The sequence below is a fragment of the Acinetobacter sp. Res13-Abat-PEC15-P4-01 genome (assembly GCF_015676285.1).
GTDB lineage: Bacteria > Pseudomonadota > Gammaproteobacteria > Pseudomonadales > Moraxellaceae > Acinetobacter > Acinetobacter nematophilus.
In genome coordinates this window covers 453,571-477,541 of record NZ_JADAIN010000020.1, presented here as the reverse complement: position 1 = coordinate 477,541, position 23,971 = coordinate 453,571, and the positions used below count along the sequence as shown (strand labels likewise).

The 23,971-nt window shown below is 38.1% G+C and carries 22 protein-coding genes; 10 read left to right on the top strand and 12 right to left on the bottom strand.

The window, feature by feature from the left end:
- Positions 1-3 precede the first annotated feature (3 nt).
- The 4 genes from mnmA (at position 4) to IMO47_RS09150 (ending at position 4,136) form a co-directional block, all read left to right on the top strand.
- Positions 4-1,143: a tRNA 2-thiouridine(34) synthase MnmA gene (gene mnmA, locus IMO47_RS09165; RefSeq protein ID WP_196075818.1), complete on the top strand. Its 1,140-nt coding sequence runs from the start codon at positions 4-6 to the stop codon at positions 1,141-1,143.
- Between the two features lie 27 nt (positions 1,144-1,170).
- On the top strand, positions 1,171-1,902 hold the full coding sequence (gene hflD / locus IMO47_RS09160; protein ID WP_196075817.1) for a high frequency lysogenization protein HflD: 732 nt from the start codon (positions 1,171-1,173) through the stop codon (positions 1,900-1,902).
- A 120-nt stretch (positions 1,903-2,022) separates the two neighbouring features.
- On the top strand, positions 2,023-3,411 hold the full coding sequence (purB, locus tag IMO47_RS09155; RefSeq protein WP_196075816.1) for an adenylosuccinate lyase: 1,389 nt from the start codon (positions 2,023-2,025) through the stop codon (positions 3,409-3,411).
- 101 nt (positions 3,412-3,512) lie between these two features.
- Positions 3,513-4,136, top strand: coding sequence for a DUF2238 domain-containing protein (locus IMO47_RS09150; RefSeq protein ID WP_196075815.1), 624 nt, complete (start codon positions 3,513-3,515; stop codon positions 4,134-4,136).
- Positions 4,137-4,202: 66 nt separating this feature from the next.
- Here IMO47_RS09150 and IMO47_RS09145 read toward each other — a convergent pair whose 3' ends face one another.
- Positions 4,203-4,580: a helix-turn-helix domain-containing protein gene (locus IMO47_RS09145; RefSeq protein ID WP_196075814.1), complete on the bottom strand. Its 378-nt coding sequence runs from the start codon at positions 4,578-4,580 to the stop codon at positions 4,203-4,205.
- 126 nt (positions 4,581-4,706) lie between these two features.
- Here IMO47_RS09145 and IMO47_RS09140 point away from each other — a divergent pair, with 126 nt between their 5' ends.
- The gene (locus tag IMO47_RS09140; protein WP_196075813.1) at positions 4,707-5,558 is read left to right on the top strand and encodes an SDR family oxidoreductase; all 852 of its coding nucleotides are present in this window, start codon (positions 4,707-4,709) and stop codon (positions 5,556-5,558) included.
- 53 nt (positions 5,559-5,611) lie between these two features.
- Here IMO47_RS09140 and IMO47_RS09135 read toward each other — a convergent pair whose 3' ends face one another.
- The 8 genes from IMO47_RS09135 to uvrB form a co-directional block, all read right to left on the bottom strand.
- A complete protein-coding gene (locus IMO47_RS09135) occupies positions 5,612-6,292 on the bottom strand; it encodes a hypothetical protein (RefSeq protein ID WP_196075812.1) in 681 nt (226 codons plus the stop codon).
- Between the two features lie 13 nt (positions 6,293-6,305).
- The gene (locus tag IMO47_RS09130; protein ID WP_196075811.1) at positions 6,306-7,040 is read right to left on the bottom strand and encodes an MFS transporter; all 735 of its coding nucleotides are present in this window, start codon (positions 7,038-7,040) and stop codon (positions 6,306-6,308) included.
- Between the two features lie 138 nt (positions 7,041-7,178).
- Positions 7,179-7,634, bottom strand: a complete 456-nt coding sequence (locus IMO47_RS09125; RefSeq protein WP_196075810.1) for a hypothetical protein — start codon at positions 7,632-7,634, stop codon at positions 7,179-7,181.
- A 193-nt stretch (positions 7,635-7,827) separates the two neighbouring features.
- Positions 7,828-9,285 carry a glyceraldehyde-3-phosphate dehydrogenase gene (locus tag IMO47_RS09120; protein ID WP_196075809.1) on the bottom strand — a complete coding sequence of 486 codons (1,458 nt, stop codon included), beginning with the start codon at positions 9,283-9,285 and terminating at the stop codon, positions 7,828-7,830.
- Positions 9,286-9,638: 353 nt separating this feature from the next.
- The gene (locus tag IMO47_RS09115) at positions 9,639-11,339 is read right to left on the bottom strand and encodes a hypothetical protein (RefSeq protein WP_196075808.1); all 1,701 of its coding nucleotides are present in this window, start codon (positions 11,337-11,339) and stop codon (positions 9,639-9,641) included.
- A 118-nt stretch (positions 11,340-11,457) separates the two neighbouring features.
- On the bottom strand, positions 11,458-12,387 hold the full coding sequence (gene rarD, locus IMO47_RS09110) for an EamA family transporter RarD (RefSeq protein WP_196075807.1): 930 nt from the start codon (positions 12,385-12,387) through the stop codon (positions 11,458-11,460).
- Positions 12,388-12,535: 148 nt separating this feature from the next.
- A complete protein-coding gene (locus IMO47_RS09105; RefSeq protein ID WP_196075806.1) occupies positions 12,536-13,126 on the bottom strand; it encodes a lipocalin family protein in 591 nt (196 codons plus the stop codon).
- A gap of 139 nt (positions 13,127-13,265) precedes the next feature.
- On the bottom strand, positions 13,266-15,287 hold the full coding sequence (gene uvrB / locus IMO47_RS09100) for an excinuclease ABC subunit UvrB (RefSeq protein ID WP_196075805.1): 2,022 nt from the start codon (positions 15,285-15,287) through the stop codon (positions 13,266-13,268).
- 177 nt (positions 15,288-15,464) lie between these two features.
- On the opposite strand from uvrB, the gene IMO47_RS09095 reads away from it, so the two are divergent.
- The 3 genes from IMO47_RS09095 (at position 15,465) to IMO47_RS09085 (ending at position 19,411) form a co-directional block, all read left to right on the top strand.
- Entirely contained in the window at positions 15,465-16,244 is a 780-nt protein-coding gene (locus tag IMO47_RS09095) for a hypothetical protein (protein WP_196075804.1), read from the top strand.
- Between the two features lie 112 nt (positions 16,245-16,356).
- A complete protein-coding gene (locus IMO47_RS09090) occupies positions 16,357-17,787 on the top strand; it encodes a GGDEF domain-containing protein (protein ID WP_196075803.1) in 1,431 nt (476 codons plus the stop codon).
- Positions 17,788-17,959: 172 nt separating this feature from the next.
- The gene (locus IMO47_RS09085; RefSeq protein WP_196075802.1) at positions 17,960-19,411 is read left to right on the top strand and encodes a sensor domain-containing diguanylate cyclase; all 1,452 of its coding nucleotides are present in this window, start codon (positions 17,960-17,962) and stop codon (positions 19,409-19,411) included.
- A 117-nt stretch (positions 19,412-19,528) separates the two neighbouring features.
- On the opposite strand, the gene IMO47_RS09080 is transcribed toward IMO47_RS09085, so the two are convergent.
- A complete protein-coding gene (locus IMO47_RS09080; protein ID WP_196075801.1) occupies positions 19,529-19,708 on the bottom strand; it encodes a hypothetical protein in 180 nt (59 codons plus the stop codon).
- Positions 19,709-19,929: 221 nt separating this feature from the next.
- Here IMO47_RS09080 and IMO47_RS09075 point away from each other — a divergent pair, with 221 nt between their 5' ends.
- Positions 19,930-21,165, top strand: a complete 1,236-nt coding sequence (locus IMO47_RS09075; protein ID WP_196075800.1) for a pyridoxal phosphate-dependent aminotransferase — start codon at positions 19,930-19,932, stop codon at positions 21,163-21,165.
- A 100-nt stretch (positions 21,166-21,265) separates the two neighbouring features.
- Here the strand turns inward: IMO47_RS09075 and IMO47_RS09070 are convergent, their stop codons facing one another.
- Both IMO47_RS09070 and IMO47_RS09065 read right to left on the bottom strand, forming a co-directional pair.
- Positions 21,266-21,646 carry a hypothetical protein gene (locus tag IMO47_RS09070; RefSeq protein WP_196075799.1) on the bottom strand — a complete coding sequence of 127 codons (381 nt, stop codon included), beginning with the start codon at positions 21,644-21,646 and terminating at the stop codon, positions 21,266-21,268.
- A 145-nt stretch (positions 21,647-21,791) separates the two neighbouring features.
- Positions 21,792-22,577 carry a helix-turn-helix transcriptional regulator gene (locus tag IMO47_RS09065; protein WP_196075798.1) on the bottom strand — a complete coding sequence of 262 codons (786 nt, stop codon included), beginning with the start codon at positions 22,575-22,577 and terminating at the stop codon, positions 21,792-21,794.
- Positions 22,578-22,723: 146 nt separating this feature from the next.
- On the opposite strand from IMO47_RS09065, the gene IMO47_RS09060 reads away from it, so the two are divergent.
- Positions 22,724-23,950, top strand: coding sequence for an MFS transporter (locus IMO47_RS09060; RefSeq protein WP_196075797.1), 1,227 nt, complete (start codon positions 22,724-22,726; stop codon positions 23,948-23,950).
- The last annotated feature ends 21 nt before the right edge of the window (positions 23,951-23,971 follow it).

The window sequence follows — 23,971 nt, the reverse complement described above, 5'->3', positions numbered from 1 at the left end:
CCTATGCAACAACGTGTCATCGTCGGTATGTCTGGTGGTGTAGATTCATCTGTGTCTGCTGCACTTTTACTTCAACAAGGATATCAAGTTGAAGGTCTTTTCATGAAAAACTGGGAAGAAGATGATGGTACGGAATACTGCACAGCCATGGAAGATCTTGCTGATGCACAAGCAGTTTGTGACAAAATTGGAATCAAATTACATACTGCCAACTTTGCCATGGAATATTGGGATCGTGTTTTTGAGCACTTCCTAGCAGAATATGCTGCTGGTCGTACACCCAACCCAGATATTTTGTGTAATAAAGAAATTAAATTTCGTGCTTTTTTGGACCATGCCATCAGTTTAGGTGCTGATTTCATTGCAACTGGACATTATTGCCGTCGGGGTGCAACTGCAACCAACACTAAAGGTGATCAATATGCACCTTTGTTGCGTGGTCTAGACAACAACAAGGATCAAACCTATTTCTTGCATGCTGTTCATGGACGTGAAATCAATAAAACATTGTTTCCTGTGGGTGAGATTGAAAAACCTCAGGTCCGTAAAATTGCAGAAGAACTCGGTTTAGCAACTGCAAAGAAAAAGGATTCAACCGGTATTTGTTTCATTGGTGAACGACGTTTTAATGACTTTCTAAAACAATATTTGCCTGCACAACCCGGAAAAATTGTCTTAGATTCAGGAAAAGAGGTTGGTGATCATCACGGCTTAATGTACTATACGCTCGGTCAACGTGGTGGTATTGGTCTTGGTGGACTTAAAGGTGCTGAAGAAGGCGCTTGGTTTGTTCTGCATAAAGACCTCGAAGGCAATCGTTTGGTGGTTGGTCAAGGCCATGAGCATCCATTGATGCAAAGCACCGTTCTATGGTCTGAGACGATTGACTGGGTTACAGGCGAGCAAGATATTCCTGAATCAGGTTTCCGATGCACGGCTAAAACTCGTTACCGCCAACCTGATCAAGCATGTACAATCTATAAAGACAGCAATACATCGCATGGTGTACGTGTCGAATTTGATGAACCACAACGTGCCGTTACACCGGGACAAAGTGTTGTTTTTTATGTAGATGAAGTGTGTTTGGGCGGTGGGGTGATTCATCATACCAATGCACCTAAACCCAGCTTTATTCAGTCATGATTAAACATTATTTAAAGGAATTTAGGCATGGTTGAGTTGCCCTTTCAACAGCCTCAGACTTTGAATCAACGCCAAAATCGCGCTTTGGCGTTAGCAGCTGTGTTTCAAGCAACGCAGCTGACCCATATGACGGCTATGACGGGTCGTCAAAGCATCGGGGAAAGTGGCAATTTTTATTTTGAACAATTGATTAAAGCCAGTCTCAATATACGTCCTTCCGATAATCAGTCTGGTCAAACCCTGGACTTTTTTAATCAATTGGCTGATATCTCTCTAGGATTAAAGGCGCTGGAAAGTAGCATCACCCAACCCTTTTCCACCTCCCCCAAATCCAGAATTCCCAAGCTAGCCAATGCAAAACTTCCAATGTCATATGCAATGTCATTGTTAGCATTAGAAAAAAAAGTCTACAGTAATCCAAAATTTGTTGAAATTATTCATCAATCACAGCAAAAAATTTTAAAGCAGTTGTCTTTCTTCGACAATAACTACTTACATCCGAGTATTCTTGCCAACTTAGCCCAAGCATATGTTGACACTGCTGGTCAAATTAATCCGAGAATTCTAGTGCGTGGCAATGCAGAAGCATTTAAAGATACTGCACATACCAATCGTATCCGCGCGAGCTTATTTACAGGTCTACAGATGGCTCACCTATGGCGTCAATTAGGTGGCAGCTCATGGAACATGATCTTTAGCAAACGTAAACTTCTTCAGGATATTCAGGATCTTGCTCGATTACAATATCAGGTTGTGTAATTTGATATTGATTGAGTTTCAGTTTTACACAAGGTCATGTTGATATTTTACAGATGGTTTTAACATTGAGTATTTGTGAAATATCAACATGACCTATATTCCAAAGCTTAAGGAATCTTTATGAACGCTTTAACCGCACTTTCTCCATTAGATGGACGCTATACAAGTAAATGTGATGCTTTGCGCCCTTACCTCTCTGAGTTTGGTTTAATCCATGCGCGTGTGACTGTTGAAGTGCGTTGGTTACAAGCGCTTGCAAACCGCCCTGAAATCACTGAAGTGCCTGCTTTCTCAACTGAAACAAACCATGCTTTAGACGCAATTGTGGCTCAGTTTTCTGAACAAGATGCAAACCGCATTAAAGAAATCGAACGCACCACCAACCATGATGTAAAAGCTGTTGAATACTTCCTGAAAGAAAAAATTGCACATATTGACGAACTTAAAAATGCGGGCGAGTTCATTCATTTTGCCTGCACATCAGAAGACATCAATAACCTTTCTCATGCGTTAATGCTAAAAAATGGTCGTGATGTTTTAGTGGCTTCAATGCAGCAAATTGTTGATTCAATCGTAGATTTAGCTGAGAAACACGCTGAACAACCAATGTTATCACGTACACATGGTCAAACAGCCAGCCCAACAACACTGGGTAAAGAAATGGCGAATGTGGCATATCGTTTAGCACGTCAAATCAAACAATTTAATCAAGTTGAATTGCTCGGTAAAATTAACGGTGCGGTGGGTAACTATAATGCACATTACTCCGCTTACCCAGAAATCAACTGGCCTGCACATGCGCAAGCTTTTGTTGAATCTTTAGGCTTGACATTCAACCCATACACAACCCAAATCGAACCTCACGATTATATTGCTGAATTATTTGATGCCTTACGCCGCTTCAACACAATCTTGATCGACTTTAACCGTGACGTATGGGGTTATATTTCACTCGGTTTCTTCAAACAACGTTTGAAAGAAGGTGAAGTTGGCTCTTCAACAATGCCTCATAAAGTCAATCCAATTGATTTTGAAAACTCTGAAGGTAACTTAGGGATTGCAAATGCAGTCTTGGCACATTTAGGTGAAAAACTACCTATTTCGCGTTGGCAACGTGACCTTACTGACTCTACAGTACTGCGTAACATGGGGGTTGGTTTGGCACAAAGCTTAATTGCATATGAAGCTTGTTTAAAAGGTATCGGTAAACTCGAACTAAATGCTGCACGTTTGCTTGAAGATCTTGATCATGCCCAAGAAGTTTTAGCTGAACCAATTCAAACGGTAATGCGTCGATATGCAGTTGAAAAACCTTATGAAAAACTCAAAGCATTGACTCGTGGTCAAGCAATGACGCGTGATATGATGGTCAACTTTGTCAATGGAACTGAGCTTGAAGCTGTACCCGCAGCTGACCGTGCACGCTTGGCTGAAATGACACCAGCAAGCTATACAGGGAATGCTGCTGATCAGGCCAAACAAATTAAAGAACTCATTGAAAAAATCTAAGATTTATAATCGTTTTCAGTGATAAAAATGCGAAGCCAATGCTTCGCATTTTTTTGCATTTTGATTACAATGCGCAGTAATAATTTATAGAAAACAGCATAATGATTTATCATCAATTCACAAAAAAACATTGGCTTGTACTTGCCGTTCTAGCCATAGCGATTATTTTAGCAAGTATCAATCCTTTGGAATATCCGTCCTATATGCTGCATCAGATTGGTACGGTGCTGATGTTGGTTGTTTTATTCTTCTGCCTAAAGAAAATCGGACTGAGTTTTTCATCATTTCTACTGTATATTCTATTCCTGATCATCCATGTTATAGCAGCACATTACCTGTACTCGTATGTACCGTATAATGATTGGTCAATCAAATATTTACATTTTGATCTCAATCAAGTCATGGGATGGTCACGCAATATGTTTGATCGTTTTGTACATTTTTTTTATGGCTTGTTTCTCTATCCATTTTTCTATCGACTTTTCCAAGTTTGGCTACCGAGTTTAAAACCAAAAATTTTATTTATACTGGTGATCCAGTTTGTCATGGCGACCAGTTTATTCTACGAGTGGATTGAATGGTGGCTGGCAATTGGTTTATCCCCGGAAGAAGCTGAAAACTATAATGGGCAGCAAGGAGACGTATGGGATGCACATAAAGACATGTTTTTAGCGACAATCGGTGCAATGATTACTGGATTGCTAAGTCTAAAGACCAACAGGTAAAATAACATCACTTCTAAGACTGCATATATTCACCAAATAAAAACAGTTTGGTGAATATCAGTTCATTTAAGATTTATTCAAATTTTCTTTATTTGCCAAAATATCTGGCAGGCTTCTCTCGATCCAACCAATCACATAACTTATTTTTTCGGCAGCTTGCGCACCTAAAATCGTCAATTGATACTCAACCTTTGGCGGAACTTCAGGATAGACCGTACGTAAAATAAATCCATCTTGCTCCAATACCCGTAAGGTTTGTGCCAGCATTTTTTCGCTGATGCCTTCAATACGGTTGCGTAATTCACTAAATCGCTGCACACCGTCACTCAAACACCGTAAGACTAACACAGACCACTTACTGGTTAAATGTTCCAATATTTCTCTAGATGGACATTCACTGGATAAAACTTGACCCATTAAATGACTCGAAGCATAAATGCTCATAAATTTTCTCCATACAGTAATTAGCTTACTTTTCGGTACGTACTTACATTTGGTAAGTTTAATATCTATGATAATAGCATCAAGTTTAAAAAACATCCAATCCAAATCAATCAAAAGGTGAACTTTATGAAAATTGCAATTACTGGCGCGACTGGTCAACTTGGGCAATTGGTCATCCAAAGCTTAGTAAAACTCATCCCAGCAGAAAATATTGTGGCTTTAGTCCGAAACTTGGATAAAGCACAATCACTTCAGCAACACGATATAGAACTTCGCCAATTTGACTATGACCAACCACAAACATTGGTCCCCGCTTTACAGGGTATTGATAAATTATTACTTATTTCAGCCAATGAAATTGGACGCCGTACCCCACAGCATAAAGCTGTAATCGATGCAGCAGTGACTGCCAATGTTCCTTATATTGCCTATACCAGTTTACTCAATGCAACACATAACCCATTGGGTTTAGCACAGGAACACCGAGAAACTGAAGCGCTCATTTTAGCAAGTGGCTTGAGTTATACGCTGCTACGAAATAATTGGTATAACGAAAACTACCTAGCAAATGTGCAACATAGCGCGGAAACAGGCATACTTTATGGAAGCGCTCAAAATGGCAAGATCAGTTCAGCGTCTCGACTAGATTATGCCGAAGCAGCAGCCATAGTGCTGAGTTCATCAGGTCATGAAAACAAAATCTATGAACTGGCTGGCTCAACCAGTTTTACACTTGCAGACTTGGCATCTTATATTGGCGAAGCGTCGGGTAAATCTGTCCAATACCAAAATATCAGTGCCGATGACTATACCCATGCACTGACTACGGCTGGCTTAGCAAGTGAATTAGTCAGTGTGATTGTCGATGCTGATGTCCAGACTGCACGTGGTGCTATGTTCAGCGATCGTCCAGATTTAGAACAACTGATTGGTCATAAAACGACTGATATCCAGACTCAAATAAATGCATTGTTTTAAAACTAAGCTGTTGAGTTTAAATCGGCATCAATTTAAATTGATGCCGATTTATTTTAGGGATGAATATTGCGTATAGGTAAATCAATATTCATCTCAAGATCCGCTAGAGACTGTCTTTCGGTGTTGTACATGGTTGCATCAAATGTGGCAATTTTTCGCATCGTCATTGGATCATTAATATTGAGCGTAGGTTTTAAGCGATGTTTCACATAGAGATGAATCATCTCATTAAACGCCAAGTAAACAGGACCATCAAATATAATTTTGATTGGCACCTGATAGTGGCGCTTGATGTTAAAAGGCACCGAAAGCTTAATCGGAATATCCAGCTTTAAAGGCAACTGCGGTAAAAGTTTATTCTGATATACCAAATCAGTGGTTGTTTCTAAGGGCATCAATGTTTCGATTTGGATTTGGGTCGAGTAGTCCAGATCAACCTCGATCGGTGTGGTAACCTCAAAACTTAAATTGGCTAAATATTTGCCATTTAAAGGTAAAGTCAACTCCCGATCGACATCCAAGGTTGTATCTAAAGCCCCTTTTGCATGGGTTTCCAAATAGTTACCGACATGAATTTTGGTTGGCAATGATTCAGACAATTGGATTTGTGCCTTTTGGGCAGAAACTTGCATAGAAGTTTGAATATTTAAATATAACCAAACACAAACTGCGATAGCGAAGACAACCATAAAAAAACTGAATACTACTGTTTTAAATGATCTAAATATCCACATACTGATTATCAACCTAATTCAATGCGTCAGATGGTGTAACTTGTGATGATGTTTGCCCTGACTCACGACGTGACAACTTAATGCTATCTAAAGGTATTTTTAACTGCCCTTTTTCAATTTTCACAGGTAAAGTATTTTGAACATCAACCGTTGCTTGCAATGCTGATTTGATCGGTACATTGAGATGACCTTGTATCGGAATATTGGTTTTGAGCGTTGCGTCTAATGGAATATGCAAGTTTTCTTTAAGTAAAACTTTGACAGGCGCATCAAATTTCAAATGAATGTTTTGTTTCAAAGGAACATGTAAATTAATCGGTACATCCATCTTAACGGGGATGGTTCCTTTTAAGGGTAAGCTGATATCTTTACCTAGAACAGTGACCTTAACTTTAGTATCAATCGGCATTTCTTGATTGATTTTTATCACTTCATTGACAGGAATGTTGGTTTCGATCGGGACCTGATTATCAAAATAAACATGCGGCGTTAAAGTCTGAGCAATGGGCAGATTTAATTTTTCATGGATTGGAATCTGAGCATTCACCTTTCCCTTTACATCAACATTTAAAGCATCATGAATTTGTACTTTGGCCTGTAGCGGTTCTTTTAAGTCGATACGGACGGCTTGATTTTCAAGTGGAATATAAATACTAAAATGTTTAAATACCCAAACAGCAATCATGACTCCACACAGTGTGGCGACACAGATAAAGGCGATTCCTGCCATAATTTGCTTCAACTGCAAAATCCATTCCTTAATTTTTTATCTAATAATTAGGAGTTATTTTAAATATTTATGTGAATAAATATGCTTTTTTATGTATAAAAGTCGAAGAATTTTGTTTAATTAATAAACAAATGATATTTCATTGCTCCATTATTTCTAAAAATCACTTAACCAATAACACTGCACAATTGCCGTATGATTTTTATAATCAACACTTACATCAGCTTTTTGATGATTTTGTTTAAATTGGAGTGTTTTAAATTTCTTTTTAGCCCACTCTGAACTGAGATCAAAATATAAATATTCATTGTATTGTTGTGCTGGACGTCCAAAACTGAATTCAATTTTTAAAATCGGAATATTGGCATAAGTGACTTTTTTGAGTTTATATGTGGTTGATTCATAAGCCGGCTTCTCCACATATTGGGTATCGATGGCATAGTCTTGAAGTGGCGCAATCAGTTCTGTGTTCTCATCATGAAAATCATACTGCTGCCGGATTGCGCAATTTTTCTCAAAGCGATCTTTCAATATAGGACGCAATTCCAGGGATTTGGCACTTATGCCACCTGATAGCAATAACATTATGCCCAAGAATAGCTTTTTTTTCATGTTCTTTTTCCATCCGCAAACGAGTTAATGTTTATAAAATAGATAAACTATTACTCATTTAACCTTTCTTAATTTTCTTAATTAACCATTTTAGTTAAGTTGTAATATTCACTTGAATTTAATCATATATCAACATTTTCGAGAATAAAAAAAGGAGCTTCACCAGAAGCTCCTTTTTACTGAATATTACAAATTATGCATTTGTTTCAGCAGGTGCTTTTGGATAGCTTACACCACACATTTGTTCCGCAATACGTAATACTTGGCAGCTATAACCCACTTCGTTATCATACCAAACATATGCTGTTAAACGGTTACCTGATGTAATTGTCGCTTGGGCATCAAATACACCCGCTGTACGAGAACCGATAAAGTCAGAAGATACAACTTCAGTTGAATTCGTATAACCAATTTGACCTTGAAGGCTTGAATTGATCGAGATCTGACGAATATATTCGTTTACTTCTTCACGATCTACTTCTTTCTCAAGTGTTAAGTTAAGAATAGCAAGAGAAACGTTTGGTGTAGGTACACGAACTGAATTTCCTGTCAATTTGCCTTGTAACTGAGGTAAAGCTTTCGCAACAGCTTTCGCAGCACCAGTTTCAGTAATAACCATGTTCAAAGTTGCAGCACGACCACGACGATCTGCTTTATGGTAGTTATCAATCAAGTTCTGGTCATTTGTAAATGAGTGAACTGTTTCAACATGACCGTTGATCACTTTGTATTTGTCTTCCAAAACTTTCAAGACAGGTGTAATTGCATTGGTTGTACAGCTTGCTGCTGAAATGATTTTATCTGAATCGATAATGTCATTTTGGTTCACACCAAATACAACGTTTTTCATATCACCTTTACCCGGAGCAGTAAGTACAACACGACCTACGCCCGGGCATTTAAGATGCTGCGATAAACCATCGATATCACGCCATTTACCTGTGTTGTCAATCACAAGTGCATTATCAATGCCATAAGCTGTGTAATCTACTTCAGCTGGGCTAGAAGCATAGATCACTTTAATGAAATTACCATTGGCAATAATTGCTTCATTTTCTTCATCTACAGAAATTGTTCCTGCAAATGGACCATGAATTGAGTCACGGCGTAACAATGAAGCACGCTTTTCTAAATCACCATCAGATGATTTGCGTACGACGATTGCTTTCAGGCTTAAACCACGACCAAGACCAGACTGGCTGATGATCAAACGCGCTAAAATACGACCAATACGACCAAAACCGTAAAGCACAACATCTTTGGGTTCCACTTGTGCTGGACGACCTTCTAAAGAGCGAACAGCCTGAGCAACAAATGCATCAACATCGCCACTCTTCTCTTTGTATTCAACAGCAAGTTTGCCTAAATCAACTTCAGCTGAACCAATATTATCTAATTTTGCTAAAGCTTCTAAAATAGGAAAGGTATGTACAACTGAAAGTTCAACATCCATCATACGAGTACGACGGTGAGCTTTAAGAATTTGAATTACAGAACGGTTCACTAAAGAACGACCGTAAACAGAAGTCACAATATTTTTTTCACGGTATAATTGACCGATTAATGCAATCATACGTTCCGCGATTTCTTCACGGTTTTTCCAGCGACCTTGGTGCTCTGCATGTAGGGCGATGATAGTGTCTTTGCTCACAGATACGTCCTCTATTTATGTATATCTAGACATGGATTTTTAAACCCCACAATTGTAATGGAATTCTCATTTAGTTGAAATCAATTCATGGTAGATTTTTATAATATTTTGTCATGTTAGATATTTTTATAAAAATTAAATACTGATATTTAAACCATAATTCAGCTTTCTTTATTTATAGGTCTATAACACAGTGTAACATGCATTTCATGACACGAATAAAAAACACCCAGCCCCTGCCTTTTAAACACGGTTCAACTCAGTTTTAATTGTATTTATCATTGAGCCCTGACGGGTCAAAAACCTATCTTCACCTCGATATGATGTTTTGATAAGCACTGTTCAATATAAGATTAATCCAGGTAAATGGAGGCATGAAAAGCTTCAAAATCAAAATCTGCTAGATTCTCAGGAATTTTCATTAAAAAAGGGAAACGAATAATCCCATTGTCCCCTGAAGGAAAAGCATAATGTCGTTCAAGTTCACTTAAGGAAGTTATACTTTCAAACTCAATAAAAACACTGTATTTCGATAAGCCTTTTGGAACACTCAACACATCTAAATATGTCTGTTTTTTAATTATCATTGCGGCATGTTTAGCTTGTTGAATATCTTTTTCAACTTTTCCACCTTTGACAATTTTCTTCAGCAAAGAGCCTTTCACTTGGTTCTGTTCATGTTTCAACTGTTGGGTATAGAGTTTTAATTCGTTATAGTCTTTGACTTGATCCGACATAATCTCTTGAAGCTTTTTTAAAGGTTGTTGTGATCGTTCATGCATGACTTGCCATTCCTGTTTACTCATAGGAACAAAGATTTCGTCCTTGCGCTTCTCCAAAAGTTTTAAATATGCCAGTAAACGGTATTCAAATATCTGTACATGCGCATTAAAAAATAATGCAGGTTGCTCTTTAAAATCACGATAATGCGATAAAATCTCTGAGAAAATACGATGAACACTCATAAATAAATATTCAAACTCTTCAAGATGAGATAAATCATTTTTTACGGCATTTCTTAATGGCATCAACAGATTTGCAATCAACATTTGCTCGATTGTTTTTACATGATTCTGGGCAACAAAATCACTGTTTTTACCTCCCATCCCAAGCGGCTGCATTAGGAATGGCAATAGCTTGGTTTCAGTAAAACTTTCAAATTCTTGTACAATCTCTATCACATCGCGATGAACTTGATGTTGGATTGTAACCATTTTTTGTACCAATTGATCTGTTTGCAAGCGATATGCATTTTCGCCAATCTGTTTTGGATCAATCACCAACCCTGTTAGATAAATTTGATTGTTATATTCAATATGTTCTTCAAATAAAAATCGACGTATAGAATAGGGGTTTTGCTCAAAGTGTTGTATTGGCGCAATCAAATAAATAAATTCTGAAGTTTTCACAATATCGAATTTACGAATTTTCTGCTCACTAACAATAAAATATTTAAAAAAAGGATGATTAAATAGAGTTGATGATTTCGTCAGTAAAGGTTTAAACCAGTATCCCAATAATTGTTGCTTGATAAACACTTCAACAATAAAACATTTGATTTGATTGAGGGTTAAATCACGTACATTTGGACAAATTTGAATATTGAGAAGCCGAACCAACTTCGCCGCATCTTGCAAAAAAACTCGACGTATCAACAACTTTTCACGTTGTAAGCCAAGATGGTCATCTACTGGAATTAAATCAATTTGATGTAAAGTATTTTCAAGGTAATCTGCAATTTGTATACAATCGCTAATTTGCTCCAAGCAAAGCAGCGAAGTACTCAACTTACTGGCAATAGAACGCATTCGTGCATTGTCTAAACGATGCTTTAACGATTCCAATGAGCTTGTAATTTTAAATTCAAAGGTATTTTCAGTTCGATTCCATTGTATCTCTTTAGGTTTCAAGATTTGACGATCAATTTCCTCACGTACTTCCATATTCGCTTCATCAAAAATTTGGTATAAAACCCTTTCCCAGTTCAAGTCAGTACTCGGTTCAAGTTGCAAAAGGGTCGCCCGTATTTGATAGGGAATCATTGTTATATTCATAATCGATCAATATTCTTTTCTTTTTAAGCATGCTTAAAAGCACTAATATTGAGATATATTTAACATTTATTTTAATTTAAGTTCAATAATTATCGTTTTTATATTTAAATAATGCCTATTAATGCTTTCTTTTATCAAATTTCCTAATATTAAGTTCCAAATTCTTCCGCTTGTTTCTTTGTTGATAAATATGCCAACTGCCTTCTAGAACTAAAACACCTACAGCACACCAAATCGGAATATAAGTCAACCATTCATCTGCTGAAATAGATTCACCTAAAGCCAATGAAGCTAAAGCCAATAAAACGGGCTCTAAATAACTCAGTAAACCAAACAGTACCATAGGCAAATAACGACTGGCTAAAATATAACTACCGAGACCAATCGCACTGAATGCGCCTAGCCCAGCAACCACCAAAAATAAATCGGGGGTTTCAATAAACTGTCCATATGCATTTACCCCCATTTGGGTAAAATAGATGGCAACAGGTATGCAAATCAGAATGTCCCACCAAAATCCGCCAAGATTATCCGTTTTGATTGCTTTTCGAATCAGAAAATAGAGTGAATACCCCAAGGCAACACAGATGGTTTCCCATGCAATACTGCCTAAACGCCATAACTCATGCCCCACACCAATAACAGCAAAAGCCACGGCGACCATTTGGAATTTTGATAGTTTTTCTTTGTAAAAAATACTTCCAGCGAGAACCAAGACCAAAGGCAAAAGAAAATATCCCAATGAAACTTGTAATCCTCGCCCATTCATTGGACCCCATAAAAACAACCAAAGTTGAAAACAGGTCAGCGCAGAAGTGATGATCAGTAAGATGAATAATGAAGGTTGCTTCATCATTCGCTGGTAAATATTTTTCACGTAGGCAAAATCACCACTGAAAAACATAAATACAGTCAGGAAAGGTAAAGTTGCAATGATTCTCCAACCAAATGTTTGCTGGCTATCTAAATCGCCCAATAATTTGGTATAAAAATACAATACGCCAAAAGTGACAGATGCCAATATAGACAATACTACGCCCTTAAACATCTATCGCCTCTCATAAAATCTCAAATAAATAGTTCAATAGTATAACTTTTTTATTTCAAAATTATTGTGAATATTACAATATTTTCTCAATACAGGATTTAAACAAGCATATATCAACTATCAACCGACAGGTTGTCTGCTTATGGAATTATTGTGAAGCATTCTGCTTGGTTCGAATAATATCTTTTAAATTAAAGCCAACCGTCTGTGCATAGCGCAGAAATTCAGTTACTTTGGTTTCATCAGGGTGTGGATCACGTGACAATAACCATAAATATTTACGTTTAGGCTCACCCACCAAAGCCATTTGATATTCTGGGTCTATTTTGAGCACCCAATAGTCCCCTCTTCCCACAGGCATCCAGCGAATTGCCTCGGGAATAAAGCTGACTTTAAACTTGGAGTTAAATGGCTCATTACTGATGAAAGCTTCTCCGAGTGCGCGCAATTCTTCGCCATTCTCATCAATACAGCGATTATCCACTGCAACATTGCCATATTCATTGACCGTATAACGTGCCGTGACATCAGACTTACAGGCTTTCTGAAAATACATAGGCTTACGTGCAATTTCATACCACAACCCAAGATACTGACCCAGCTCTAATTTCGGAACAGCTGCCAATGTCGAATAATCGGCATACACCTTAGGGCACAAAAAACTAGCAGAAATAATACTGAACCCAATGATAGTTTTTTTTAGCGCATATGATTTGGGTAATATTTTGAATAATTGCACTTTATACCCTCGATCGTGGATTTTTACTATTTATTATAAAATAATCAGAAATGTAAACTTAGATTGTAGCTTTATGTATCCTTTGCTCATGTTAAAGCAACAATCTAAGTTAAATACAGCCATCACTTAACAGACGAAATCACTTTAACATTCGCGCTTTTAAACGCACAATTTCATCTCTTAACCGTGCTGCTTGCTCAAATTGCAACTCTTTAGAAGCTTTTAACATCTCTTTCTCAAGTTTAGTGAGGTGCTTTGTGAACAGTTTAGGATCAGACAGAATATGACGTTCATCCGCAGTTAAAGCATGTTGTTGCTCAACAATTGCATCATCAATTTGATCATCAGTTAGCGCCTCGCCTGTATCGATTTCTTTGATTGCTTGACGAACTGCACTACGTGGAATAATGCCATGTTCCTGATTGAACTGAATTTGTTTAGCTCTACGACGCTCAGTTTCATCTATGGCTTTCTGCATAGAGTCTGTCACACGATCTGCGTATAAGATTGCTTTGCCTTTAACATGTCGTGCCGCACGTCCAATGGTTTGAATCAATGAACGTTCAGAGCGTAAAAAGCCTTCCTTATCTGCATCTAAAATCGCCACCAAAGAAACCTCAGGCATATCCAAACCTTCGCGCAGCAAGTTAATTCCCACGATCACGTCATGTACGCCTGTACGTAATTCATGGATAATTTTCACTCGCTCAACCGTATCGATATCAGAATGCAAATAAGCTACTTTTACACCATATTCTTTTAAATACGAGGTTAAATCTTCAGCCATCCGTTTGGTGAGTGTTGTCACCAATACACGCTCATTCAGTTCCTTCCGAATATTGATTTCGGAAAGTACATCATCCACCTGGGTCAGAACTGGACGTATCTCAATTTCTGGATCAACCAAACCTGTTGGACGTACTACCTGCTCTGCCACTTGGACGGATTTTTCCAGCTCATATTTTGCAGGTGTCGCACTGACATAAATGGTAGTCGGCACAATACGCTCCCATTCTTCAAACTTCATTGGACGATTGTCCAATGCGCTAGGTAAACGAAAGCCATAATTAACCAAGTTTTCTTTTCGAGAACGGTCACCTTTGTACATTGCACCAATCTGTGGAACAGTCACATGTGACTCATCGATAATCAGTAAAGCATCATCAGGAATATAATCAAACAATGTTGGCGGTGCTTCACCCGCTGGTCGACCAGACAAATGTCTAGAATAGTTTTCAATCCCGTTGGTATAGCCGAGTTGCTGCATCATTTCCAGGTCATATCGCGTACGCTGTTCAATCCGTTGAGCTTCTAACAACTTTTCATGTTCTTTAAAGAAAACCAAACGTTCCGAGAGCTCATCACGAATGGTTCCAATTGCCCGCTCAAGATTATCTTTTGGTGTGACATAGTGGCTTTTTGGATAAATCGTCACACGAGGAACTTTACGCACTAATTTCCCCGTAATCGGATCAAACCAACGAATTGAATCAACTTCATCATCAAACAGTTCAACACGGATGGCATGTTGATCCGATTCAGCAGGAAAAATATCAATCACTTCACCGCGAATACGATAAGTACCCCGTAAAAATTCAAGCTCATTACGTGTATATTGCATTTCGACCAGACGGCGAATAATGTCATCACGACTTACTCTATCTCCTTGTACAATATGCAACAGCATACTCATATAGGCATTCGGATCACCTAAGCCATAGATGGCTGAAACTGACGCCACAATAATGGCATCCCGACGTTCTAACAGTGCACGGGTTGCTGAAAGGCGCATTTGATCAATATGATCATTGATGGCTGAATCTTTTTCGATAAAAGTATCGGAAGAAGGCACATAAGCTTCAGGTTGATAATAATCATAGTAACTGACGAAATATTCAACAGCATTGTTGGGGAAAAATGCTTTAAATTCACCATAAAGCTGAGCTGCAAGCGTCTTATTGTGCGCCATGATAATGGTGGGTCTTTGCGTCTGTGCAATCACATTCGCCATGGTATAGGTTTTACCGGAACCTGTTACACCCAATAAAAGCTGATCATGAAAACCTTTATTTATCCCTGCAACTAATTTTTCGATCGCCTGTGGTTGATCACCAGCAGGTTGGTAGTTTGTAACAAGTTCAAAAGGTTGATGATCATTCACAATAATTCACTCTTTTAACCAAGGAGAAAGAAGCTCGAGTAGTTTAACAGAAACCGACTCAACCAAAAGAAGTAGCTTAAGCTTAATGGGGTTTTTTACACAATATTCAACAAATACCTTGACCCTTTTTTATTTCGATAGCAACATGGAATTAAGCCGATTAAAGGATTGAAAAACATGACATATCACTACCATGATGAAAGCATAATCAAAACTTTACCTGAAGACACTGTTTTTGTTTTTGGCAGTAATTTGGCAGGTACACATCAAGGTGGTGCTGCAAAAACAGCGCATTTATATTTCGGTGCAACCAAAGGAGTGGGGCGTGGTTGGGCAGGTCAGAGTTTTGCGATTCCAACCATGAATGAACATTTACAACAAATGCCTCTTTCACAAATTCAGCACTATATTGATGATTTTAAAATATATGCAAAGAATCATCCAAAAATGAAATACTTCATTACGTCAATTGGATGTGGAGTCGCAGGCTATAAAGTTGAAGAAATCGCCCCCATGTTCAAGGGAATCGCACGTAATGTGATCTTTCCGGCTTCATTCCGCCCTTTCGTTGAAAAGACACTGCCTAAACTCACGCAAAAATTGTTGCATAGTTTCATAACAGATCAGGTGATTTTCTGTACTGATCCTGAGCAAGCAATACAGGATTTAGATTTAACAGACGCAGAAAAAAGTCTAGCCACCATTATTTTAAATACACCTATGTATCCAAATGACAGTAATGGACGTGATCGGATTTTTGAGATACAAGATATTCTACACAATCTGCATGGTAAAATAATTGAATTCCAACCTAACTCTGAAGGTTCAATGATTATCGGGGGTGCAATTCTGGCATTGTTGGAACTTTATCATTTAAATGAAACAGATTTTATTGATGTTTGGACAGGTCAACGCGTGATTGCAGCACCCAAAGCAGAACATCATGCCAAGAAGTGAGGCATTTCTAGTGCCTTAAATCACTTTTTCTCAACATCGCGATGTATTTAGGTATTGCCATTTTACCGTGTTATATTTAAGCTAAATTTACAAATAATAAAATGGAATAAGAATGGAGCAAATCGATTTAACGATTTTTAATTTGTCTCCCATTGCGATGTGGCTACAGGATTTCAGTGGCATCAAAAAAATTTTTGATGCATGGGCTGCTGAAGGTATATCTGATATCCAGCATTATTTAATCGAAGATCCTCAACGCTTAGTCCCCTGTCTGGCTGCAATTAAAACAATTGATGTCAATCAAAGTACACTGACCTTATATGAAGCACATAATTTAGAGGAAATTATAAAAAAATTCCCAGAAATGCATACTCAGGACACTGAGATGATGCATATCGAATTTTTTTCAGCGTTATGGAATAAGCAAATGAATTGTTCTGTTCCAGTCATCAACTATACATGTCAGGGCAAAAGAATCGATGTGCAGTTGAGAGCCAATATTCTGTCTGATGACAAAGAGAGTTGGGATCGAGTACTTTTAACCACAGAGGATATTTCGCAATCACAAAATGCCCGACGCTTTGCTGAATCATTATTTTTATATTCCCCTACTGCACTTTGTGTCAAAGACTATAGCAAAATCAAGACAATATTTGATCAGCTCAAAGCCAATCATCTGACAGATCTAAAAAACTATATCGAAAAGAATCCTGATTTTTTATTTTTTTGTTTTAAAAACATTCAAACTGTAGGTATTAATCAAGCTTTGCTCGATCTCTTCTGTACCTATAATAAACAACAGTTTTGTCTGCATCTACATCGTATTTTTAAACATCATCTTGAAAATTTTTCTCAACAATTATTATATTTATGGAATGGACAACATCAAATTAAACAAGAGTGTGAATATCAGTCGGTGCATGGAGATTTAATTCATGTCCAAGAACATCTCGTAATTTTCCCTGACTCTCAACATAATTGGGATACTGTGCAAATTGCATTTACAGATTTAACTGAACGAAAAAAATTAGAAGATTACTTACACTACTCCAATCAACATGATCAGCTTACCCAATTATATAACCGCACATTTTTTAGTGAAGAAATCCAGCGTTTACAATCTACACCATTTCATTCTCTTTCCTGTATTTATTTGGACATTAATGGATTAAAGAAAATCAACGATGTTCAGGGTCATCACATTGGAGACTTATTAATTCAACGTTTTGCAGAACTTTTAAGAGCATCCACCATAAAAACCAATTATTCAGTATCTCGCATAGGCGGGGATGAATTTGTGATTTTAATGCCTGAAGCGAAACAGCGAGATATTGATATTCTCTTAGCCATCATTCAACAAAAAATATTGGCTGATCAATTAGAGTTTCCACACGATCCAATCCATGTCGCATTCGGTTATGCCAGCATAAATCAGCAAGGTGATATCGCAGATTTATTAAAAAAAGCGGATCAAATGATGTATAAAGATAAACAATACTATTATCTGCATCATGGCAGCCTTCAGCATGATTTTAAATATTAAAGTATACTTTTACACTAATTGTCATTAAATAGACAAAGTGAGTCAGTTATCACTATTTTTTAGAGATAATAAATAATTTACATTTTATCTTTGCTTGTTATTTTACATCCGCAAATTTTAGGATATATTCCAGAGCAATTAAATGACTTTTATAGCAAACGAGAATCTTGTAATGGAATTTTCCGATTCTTCTATTTTTGATATATCCCCCACACCGATGTGGCTAGAAGATTATAGTGCGATAAAAGAACAATTCAACCAATGGAAAAGTCAAGGGATTACTGATCTTCAAAGCTTTTTAGAGGCGCATCCAGAACAGGTTACTCAATGCGCACATAAAATTAAAATTATTAAAGTAAATCAAAAAACTTTACAGCTTTTTCAAGCAAAGAATCAAAAACATCTCTGTCAAAATTTAGATGTTATTTTCCAAAAAGAAATGTTTGATTCACATATCAAAGAGTTGGTCGCACTTTGGGAGGGGCAAACAGAATTTTCCAGTACCACTGTAAATTATACGATTTCCGGAAAAAAGCTGGACATAAAACTACGTGGCGCGGTGATGCCAGGTTCAGAACATAATTTAAAGCAAGTTCTTATTACAACAGAAGATATTACAGATTATCAAAATGCCCGTCGTCTGGAAGAAAAAAATCGACAACTTGCAGAATCTCGCTTTATCTACTCCCCTGCTTCATTGTGGGTAGAAGATTTTAGTCGGGTCAAAACGCGGTTAGATCAGTTACGTCAAATTGGAATTGATGACTTTAGAACCTTTTTGGATGTGCATACAGACTTTGTGAATCAATGTATAGAAGACATAATTTTATTGGATGTAAATCAAGCCACGTTGGACTTGTTTAAAGCTCAAGATAAGGAAACCCTGTTTAAGAACTTAAACAAAGTATTTGCAAAAGAAATTTATCAAACATTCCGAGAGCAGTTGATTGAATTATGGAATGGTAAGATTCACCACCAACGTGAAGCGATCAATTATGCCCTAGATGGCTCAGTGCGGAATGTATTATTGCAATTTACTGTTTTTCCGGGTTATGAAGAGGACTGGAGTTTAGTTCAAGTTGCACTCACCGATATCACAGCACGTAAAAAAGCCGAAAGTTATTTGGAATACTTGGGTAAACACGATGTATTGACCAAATTGTTTAACCGTTCATTCTATACAGAAGAAATTAATCGTTTGGAACGCAATGTATTGCGTCCAACTTCAGCAATCTTCATCGATATGAATGGATTAAAAGCCATTAATGACCAATTTGGCCATGATATTGGAGATGGTTTGTTGCGTCGAATGGGCAATATTCTCAGTCGTACGATCGCCAATACCGGGTATACTGCATCGCGGATTGGTGGAGATGAGTTTGTACTGCTTATGCCTGCGGCAAATGAGCAGACCGTTGAATCAATCATTATGACCATAGAAGAATTACTGAATATTGACAATCAGTATTATTCTTCACAGCCGATCAGCATTGCAATTGGTTATGCCACAACCCAAGATGATGAAAGTATTGATAACATGTTAAAACGTGCAGATCTATTGATGTATCAAAAAAAGAAAAACTATTATGAATATGTCACTGAAATGCTCAATGAACAAAATTAAACAGATAAGAGTAATACTTTCCCTAAATCATCAAGACCCGCTTGATACATTAAAGATATGTTAAAAAAGAATGCATAAAAATAGGTGCTCAATGCACCTATTTTTTATATTCAAACTTTAACGTTTACCCATTGAACGGCGTGTACCACGTGGAGGCATCCATGTACGGTCTGCATATTGCTCGGGTTTTGGGCGCACTTGATTGTGGGCAACATCATCTATATTTTCAATAGCTGAGGGCATTGGAAAAGGTAAATTCACCAATGGCTTTTTTTTGGGAGTATTTTGGGTGCTCATGTGATTCACTCAATTTTAACTGGCTATATTGTACGTAAATTTTAGCCCTGATGCGAGTGATCTCGATTGCTGCTGTTTATTTGTATTCTCTTGATACATTAATTTTTTGTTTTTCGTGAATATTAGGTCAATTTGCATAAATATTAAACGACCAAGCCTTTAAATTTAAGCTATGATAATGTGCTTTTTATTTTTTAATCCCTATAAGAAGGAATAATGCCGTGGACGTACGTCTCTCTGATCGTGTAAATGCCATCAAACCGTCTCCAACGCTTGCTGTTACCAACAAAGCTGCTGAACTCAAGGCTGCTGGTAAAAATGTAATCGGATTGGGCGCAGGCGAACCAGATTTTGACACCCCACAACACATCAAAGATGCTGCTATTGCAGCAATTAACAACGGTTTTACCAAATATACCGCTGTTGATGGTACCCCTGGCCTTAAAAAAGCGATTATTGCTAAATTAAAACGTGATAATAATCTTGATTATGCAGCAAACCAAATTTTGGTTTCTTGTGGTGGTAAACAGTCTTTCTTTAACTTGGCACTGGCTTTGTTAAATAAAGGTGATGAAGTGATCATCCCTGCGCCATATTGGGTCAGCTATCCTGACATGGTGATTATTGCAGAAGGTGTTCCTGTTATCGTGAAATGTGGTGAAGAACAGCGTTTCAAAATCACAGCTGCTCAATTAGAAGCTGCGATTACGGACAAAACACGTTTGGTTGTTTTAAATAGCCCTTCTAACCCTACAGGCATGATCTACACTAAAGCTGAACTGGAAGCTTTGGCAGAAGTGTTACGTAAATATCCTGAAGTTTATGTTGCTTCTGATGATATGTATGAACCAATCCGTTGGGATGATGAGTTCTACAACATTGCAACTGTTGCTCCAGATCTTTACGATCGTGTGATCGTATTGAACGGTGTATCTAAAGCTTATGCAATGACTGGATGGCGTATTGGTTATGCGGCAGGACCTGCAAAATTGATCGGTGCAATGAAAAAGATCCAATCACAATCAACATCAAATCCGACATCTATTTCACAAGTGGCTGCTGAGGCTGCACTGAATGGTCCTCAAGATGTTCTTGAGCCAATGATTGAAGCATTTAAACGTCGCCATGACCTTGTTGTCAAAGGTCTTAATGATATTCATGGAATTACTTGCTTACCTGCAGATGGTGCGTTCTATGCTTATGCAAACATTCGCCCGTTGATTCGCGCCAAAGGTCTAAAATCCTGCACAGAGTTTTCTGAATGGTTACTTGAAGAAACAGGTGTTGCCGTTGTTCCTGGTGATGCTTTCGGTTTAGGTGGTTATATGCGTATTTCATATGCAACTGCTGATGAAGTTCTGGTTGATGCACTTGCACGTATTAAAAAAGCTGCTGAGTCAATTGAAGGGATAGACGCTGCAATTGCTTCTATTGAAGCCGAAAAAGCAGCACAATAAGCTGAGATTTTCAGGTAAACGATTTATTAAAATGGGTGTTGATTACACCCATTTTTTTGTCTATAGAAATATCCTGTTGATGCTTCGACTCAAATAAAAACTACTCTTTAAGCAGTAATCCTGTCGTATTGTCACCATCATTGCCTGTACCATAATGCTCGATGCGTCTTGGATCAGGTTGTGGTGCATAAGGATTAGCTGAAGCATATACTTTTTCATGGTCAATCAATAATAAACCTGAACTATTGTCGCCATCGTTACCTGTACCATAATGTTCAATACGTGGTTCTTTCATTGGTTTTTGCTTTGACGCAGGGATGAGTTTCATCGGCTGTTTCAATAAAAGACCTGAGCTATTATCACCATCATTACCTGTACCAAAGTGATCAATTTTTATGGTTTGATCATGATGTTGTGATGCAAAACTAGAACCTGCAACACCACATAGACCAATAAAAACAAATTTGATCAAAGCTTTCATGTACTTCTCCTGTGATAATCCAATTTTTATTGTAAAGACTGAAGTTATACAAAGCATGGTCATGAAAATTACATTTGAGACAGAAAGCACTGATTCTCGATGTTTTTTTGTATGAATAGACTTGTTTTTGAGTATAGCGTGTACTCTAAGGTGAATGTCTTCCCTGTACATAAAGACTTGGTGCTGCACCGAGCGAACGTTTAAAAGCTGCGGTAAATGCGCTGCTACTGCTGTATCCTAATTCTATAGCAACATGGGTGATAGATTGACCAAGCTCCATACGCATTAAGGCATTGAGTAAACATGCCTGTTGCCGCCAATGACTAAAACTCATGCCGGTTTGAAGTCTAAAGATTCTGGTAAAATTACGACGACTCATTCCCACTTGTTTTGCGATTTCATCCAAGTCCCTATCCAATGTGGGTGCTTTTAAAATCTCTAAGCACAGTGCAGCCAAACGAGGCTCCTGCGGAAGCGGTGCATTTAAAGGCAACTCAGGCATCATGGCAATTTCTTTAATCATCAGCCGCATCAAGTAATCATCTCTCCCCTCCAATTCATACTCCACGGGGATATCAACTGCAACAGATAAAAGCTCATGTAGTAATGGTGAGACATTAATCACCGTACAATAGTCCCATAATCCTGCCGCCTTCGCTGCTTCAGGAATGATATACGCACTGCGTGTTTTGGTCACTCCACGCATATGGACTTCATGGTGCACACCGTTGGGTATCCATAATGCACGACGAGGAGGAACAACCCAACTTCCAAGATCGGTATTCACAGTCAATACACCTGTAATCGCGTATAAACATTGTCCTCTTTTATGGCTATGGCTGGGCAATATTGAACCATCTGCATAATCATTGCCAGTCGCCATAACAAGTTGTGGAGCATCTTCATATTCATTGACTCGAATGTTACGCATTATCCCTCCATTTGAATTGGCCTGAATTCGATACTATATGTCCCAAATATGATTGTGGGCCGGCAGATGTTCAGTTTAGGATAAAAATATCCAGACACAAAGTCTTTACTCAATGATGCAGGCTGAAACAGCTTGTTGGAGAAATCATGCCGAGCAATAGCAATACTCTTGACGCCTCGCTTGTTCAAGAGAAATTTCCATCTGATGAACAACCCCAGAAATTTGTATTGCGTATTGTCGGTGCGATCGCAATTGCTCATTTGCTGAATGATTCTATCCAAGCAGTCGTCACCGCAAGTTATCCGATGTTGAAAGCCGAATTTTCTCTAAGCTTTGCTGAAATCGGTTGGATCGCTTTGGTTTATCAAATTACCGCCTCATTATTACAACCCTGGATTGGACTCTATACCGACAAATATCCAAAACCCTATTTATTACCTGCTGGCATGGGAGCAACATTACTTGGAATTGGATTAATGGCGATTGCCAGCAGTTTCCATGGCTTATTATTTGCTGCTGCGTTAATTGGTGTGGGTTCATCGACCTTTCATCCTGAAGCATCACGTATCGCAAGAACAGCTTCTGGCGGACGTTTTGGTACAGCACAGTCGATGTTTCAAGTTGGTGGCAATACTGGATCCGCGCTGGGACCATTAATGGCTGCCGCTGTAATTATTCCCAATGGTCAAGGGGCAATTGGGTTATTTGTTTTGGTTGCGGCTTTGGCCATCTTTGTCTTGTTAAGGGTCACCAAATGGCTCGTAGCACAAGCTCCTGTTCAGCTGAAAGCAGCTCAACATAAAATGACCACGCTGACACGCCAACAAGTTATTCAAGCTATGGCTGTGATTTGTATTTTAATGTTTGCAAAGTTTATTTACATTGCAGCGATCACCAATTATTTTACCTTCTATCTGATTGAACGATTTAATGTTTCCATTCAAACCTCTCAACTGTATTTATTTATCTTTTTGGGTGCTGTTGCGCTTGGAACATTTGTTGGTGGTCCTGTAGGTGATCGAATTGGACGTAAAGCTGTGGTTTGGGTGTCATTTCTTGGTGTTGCACCTTTCGCACTCATGCTCCCCTATGTTGGCTTAACAGGAACCGCTGTCCTCACAATTATTATTGGCTTGGTTATGTCATCTGCTTTTTCAGCTTTAGTCGTCTATGCACAAGAAGCCGTGCCAGGTCGCGTAGGCATGATTGCAGGCTTGATGTTCGGTTTGATGTTTGGTATTGGTGGAATCGGTGCTGCCGGGCTCGGACATTTGGCAGACATCCATGGGATTATTTGGGTATATAAATTATGTTCTTTTCTTCCATTGTTGGGATTTATGACGGTCTTTCTCCCAAATACTGTACAGAAATAGAATCAATTCAAAGATCAGCAA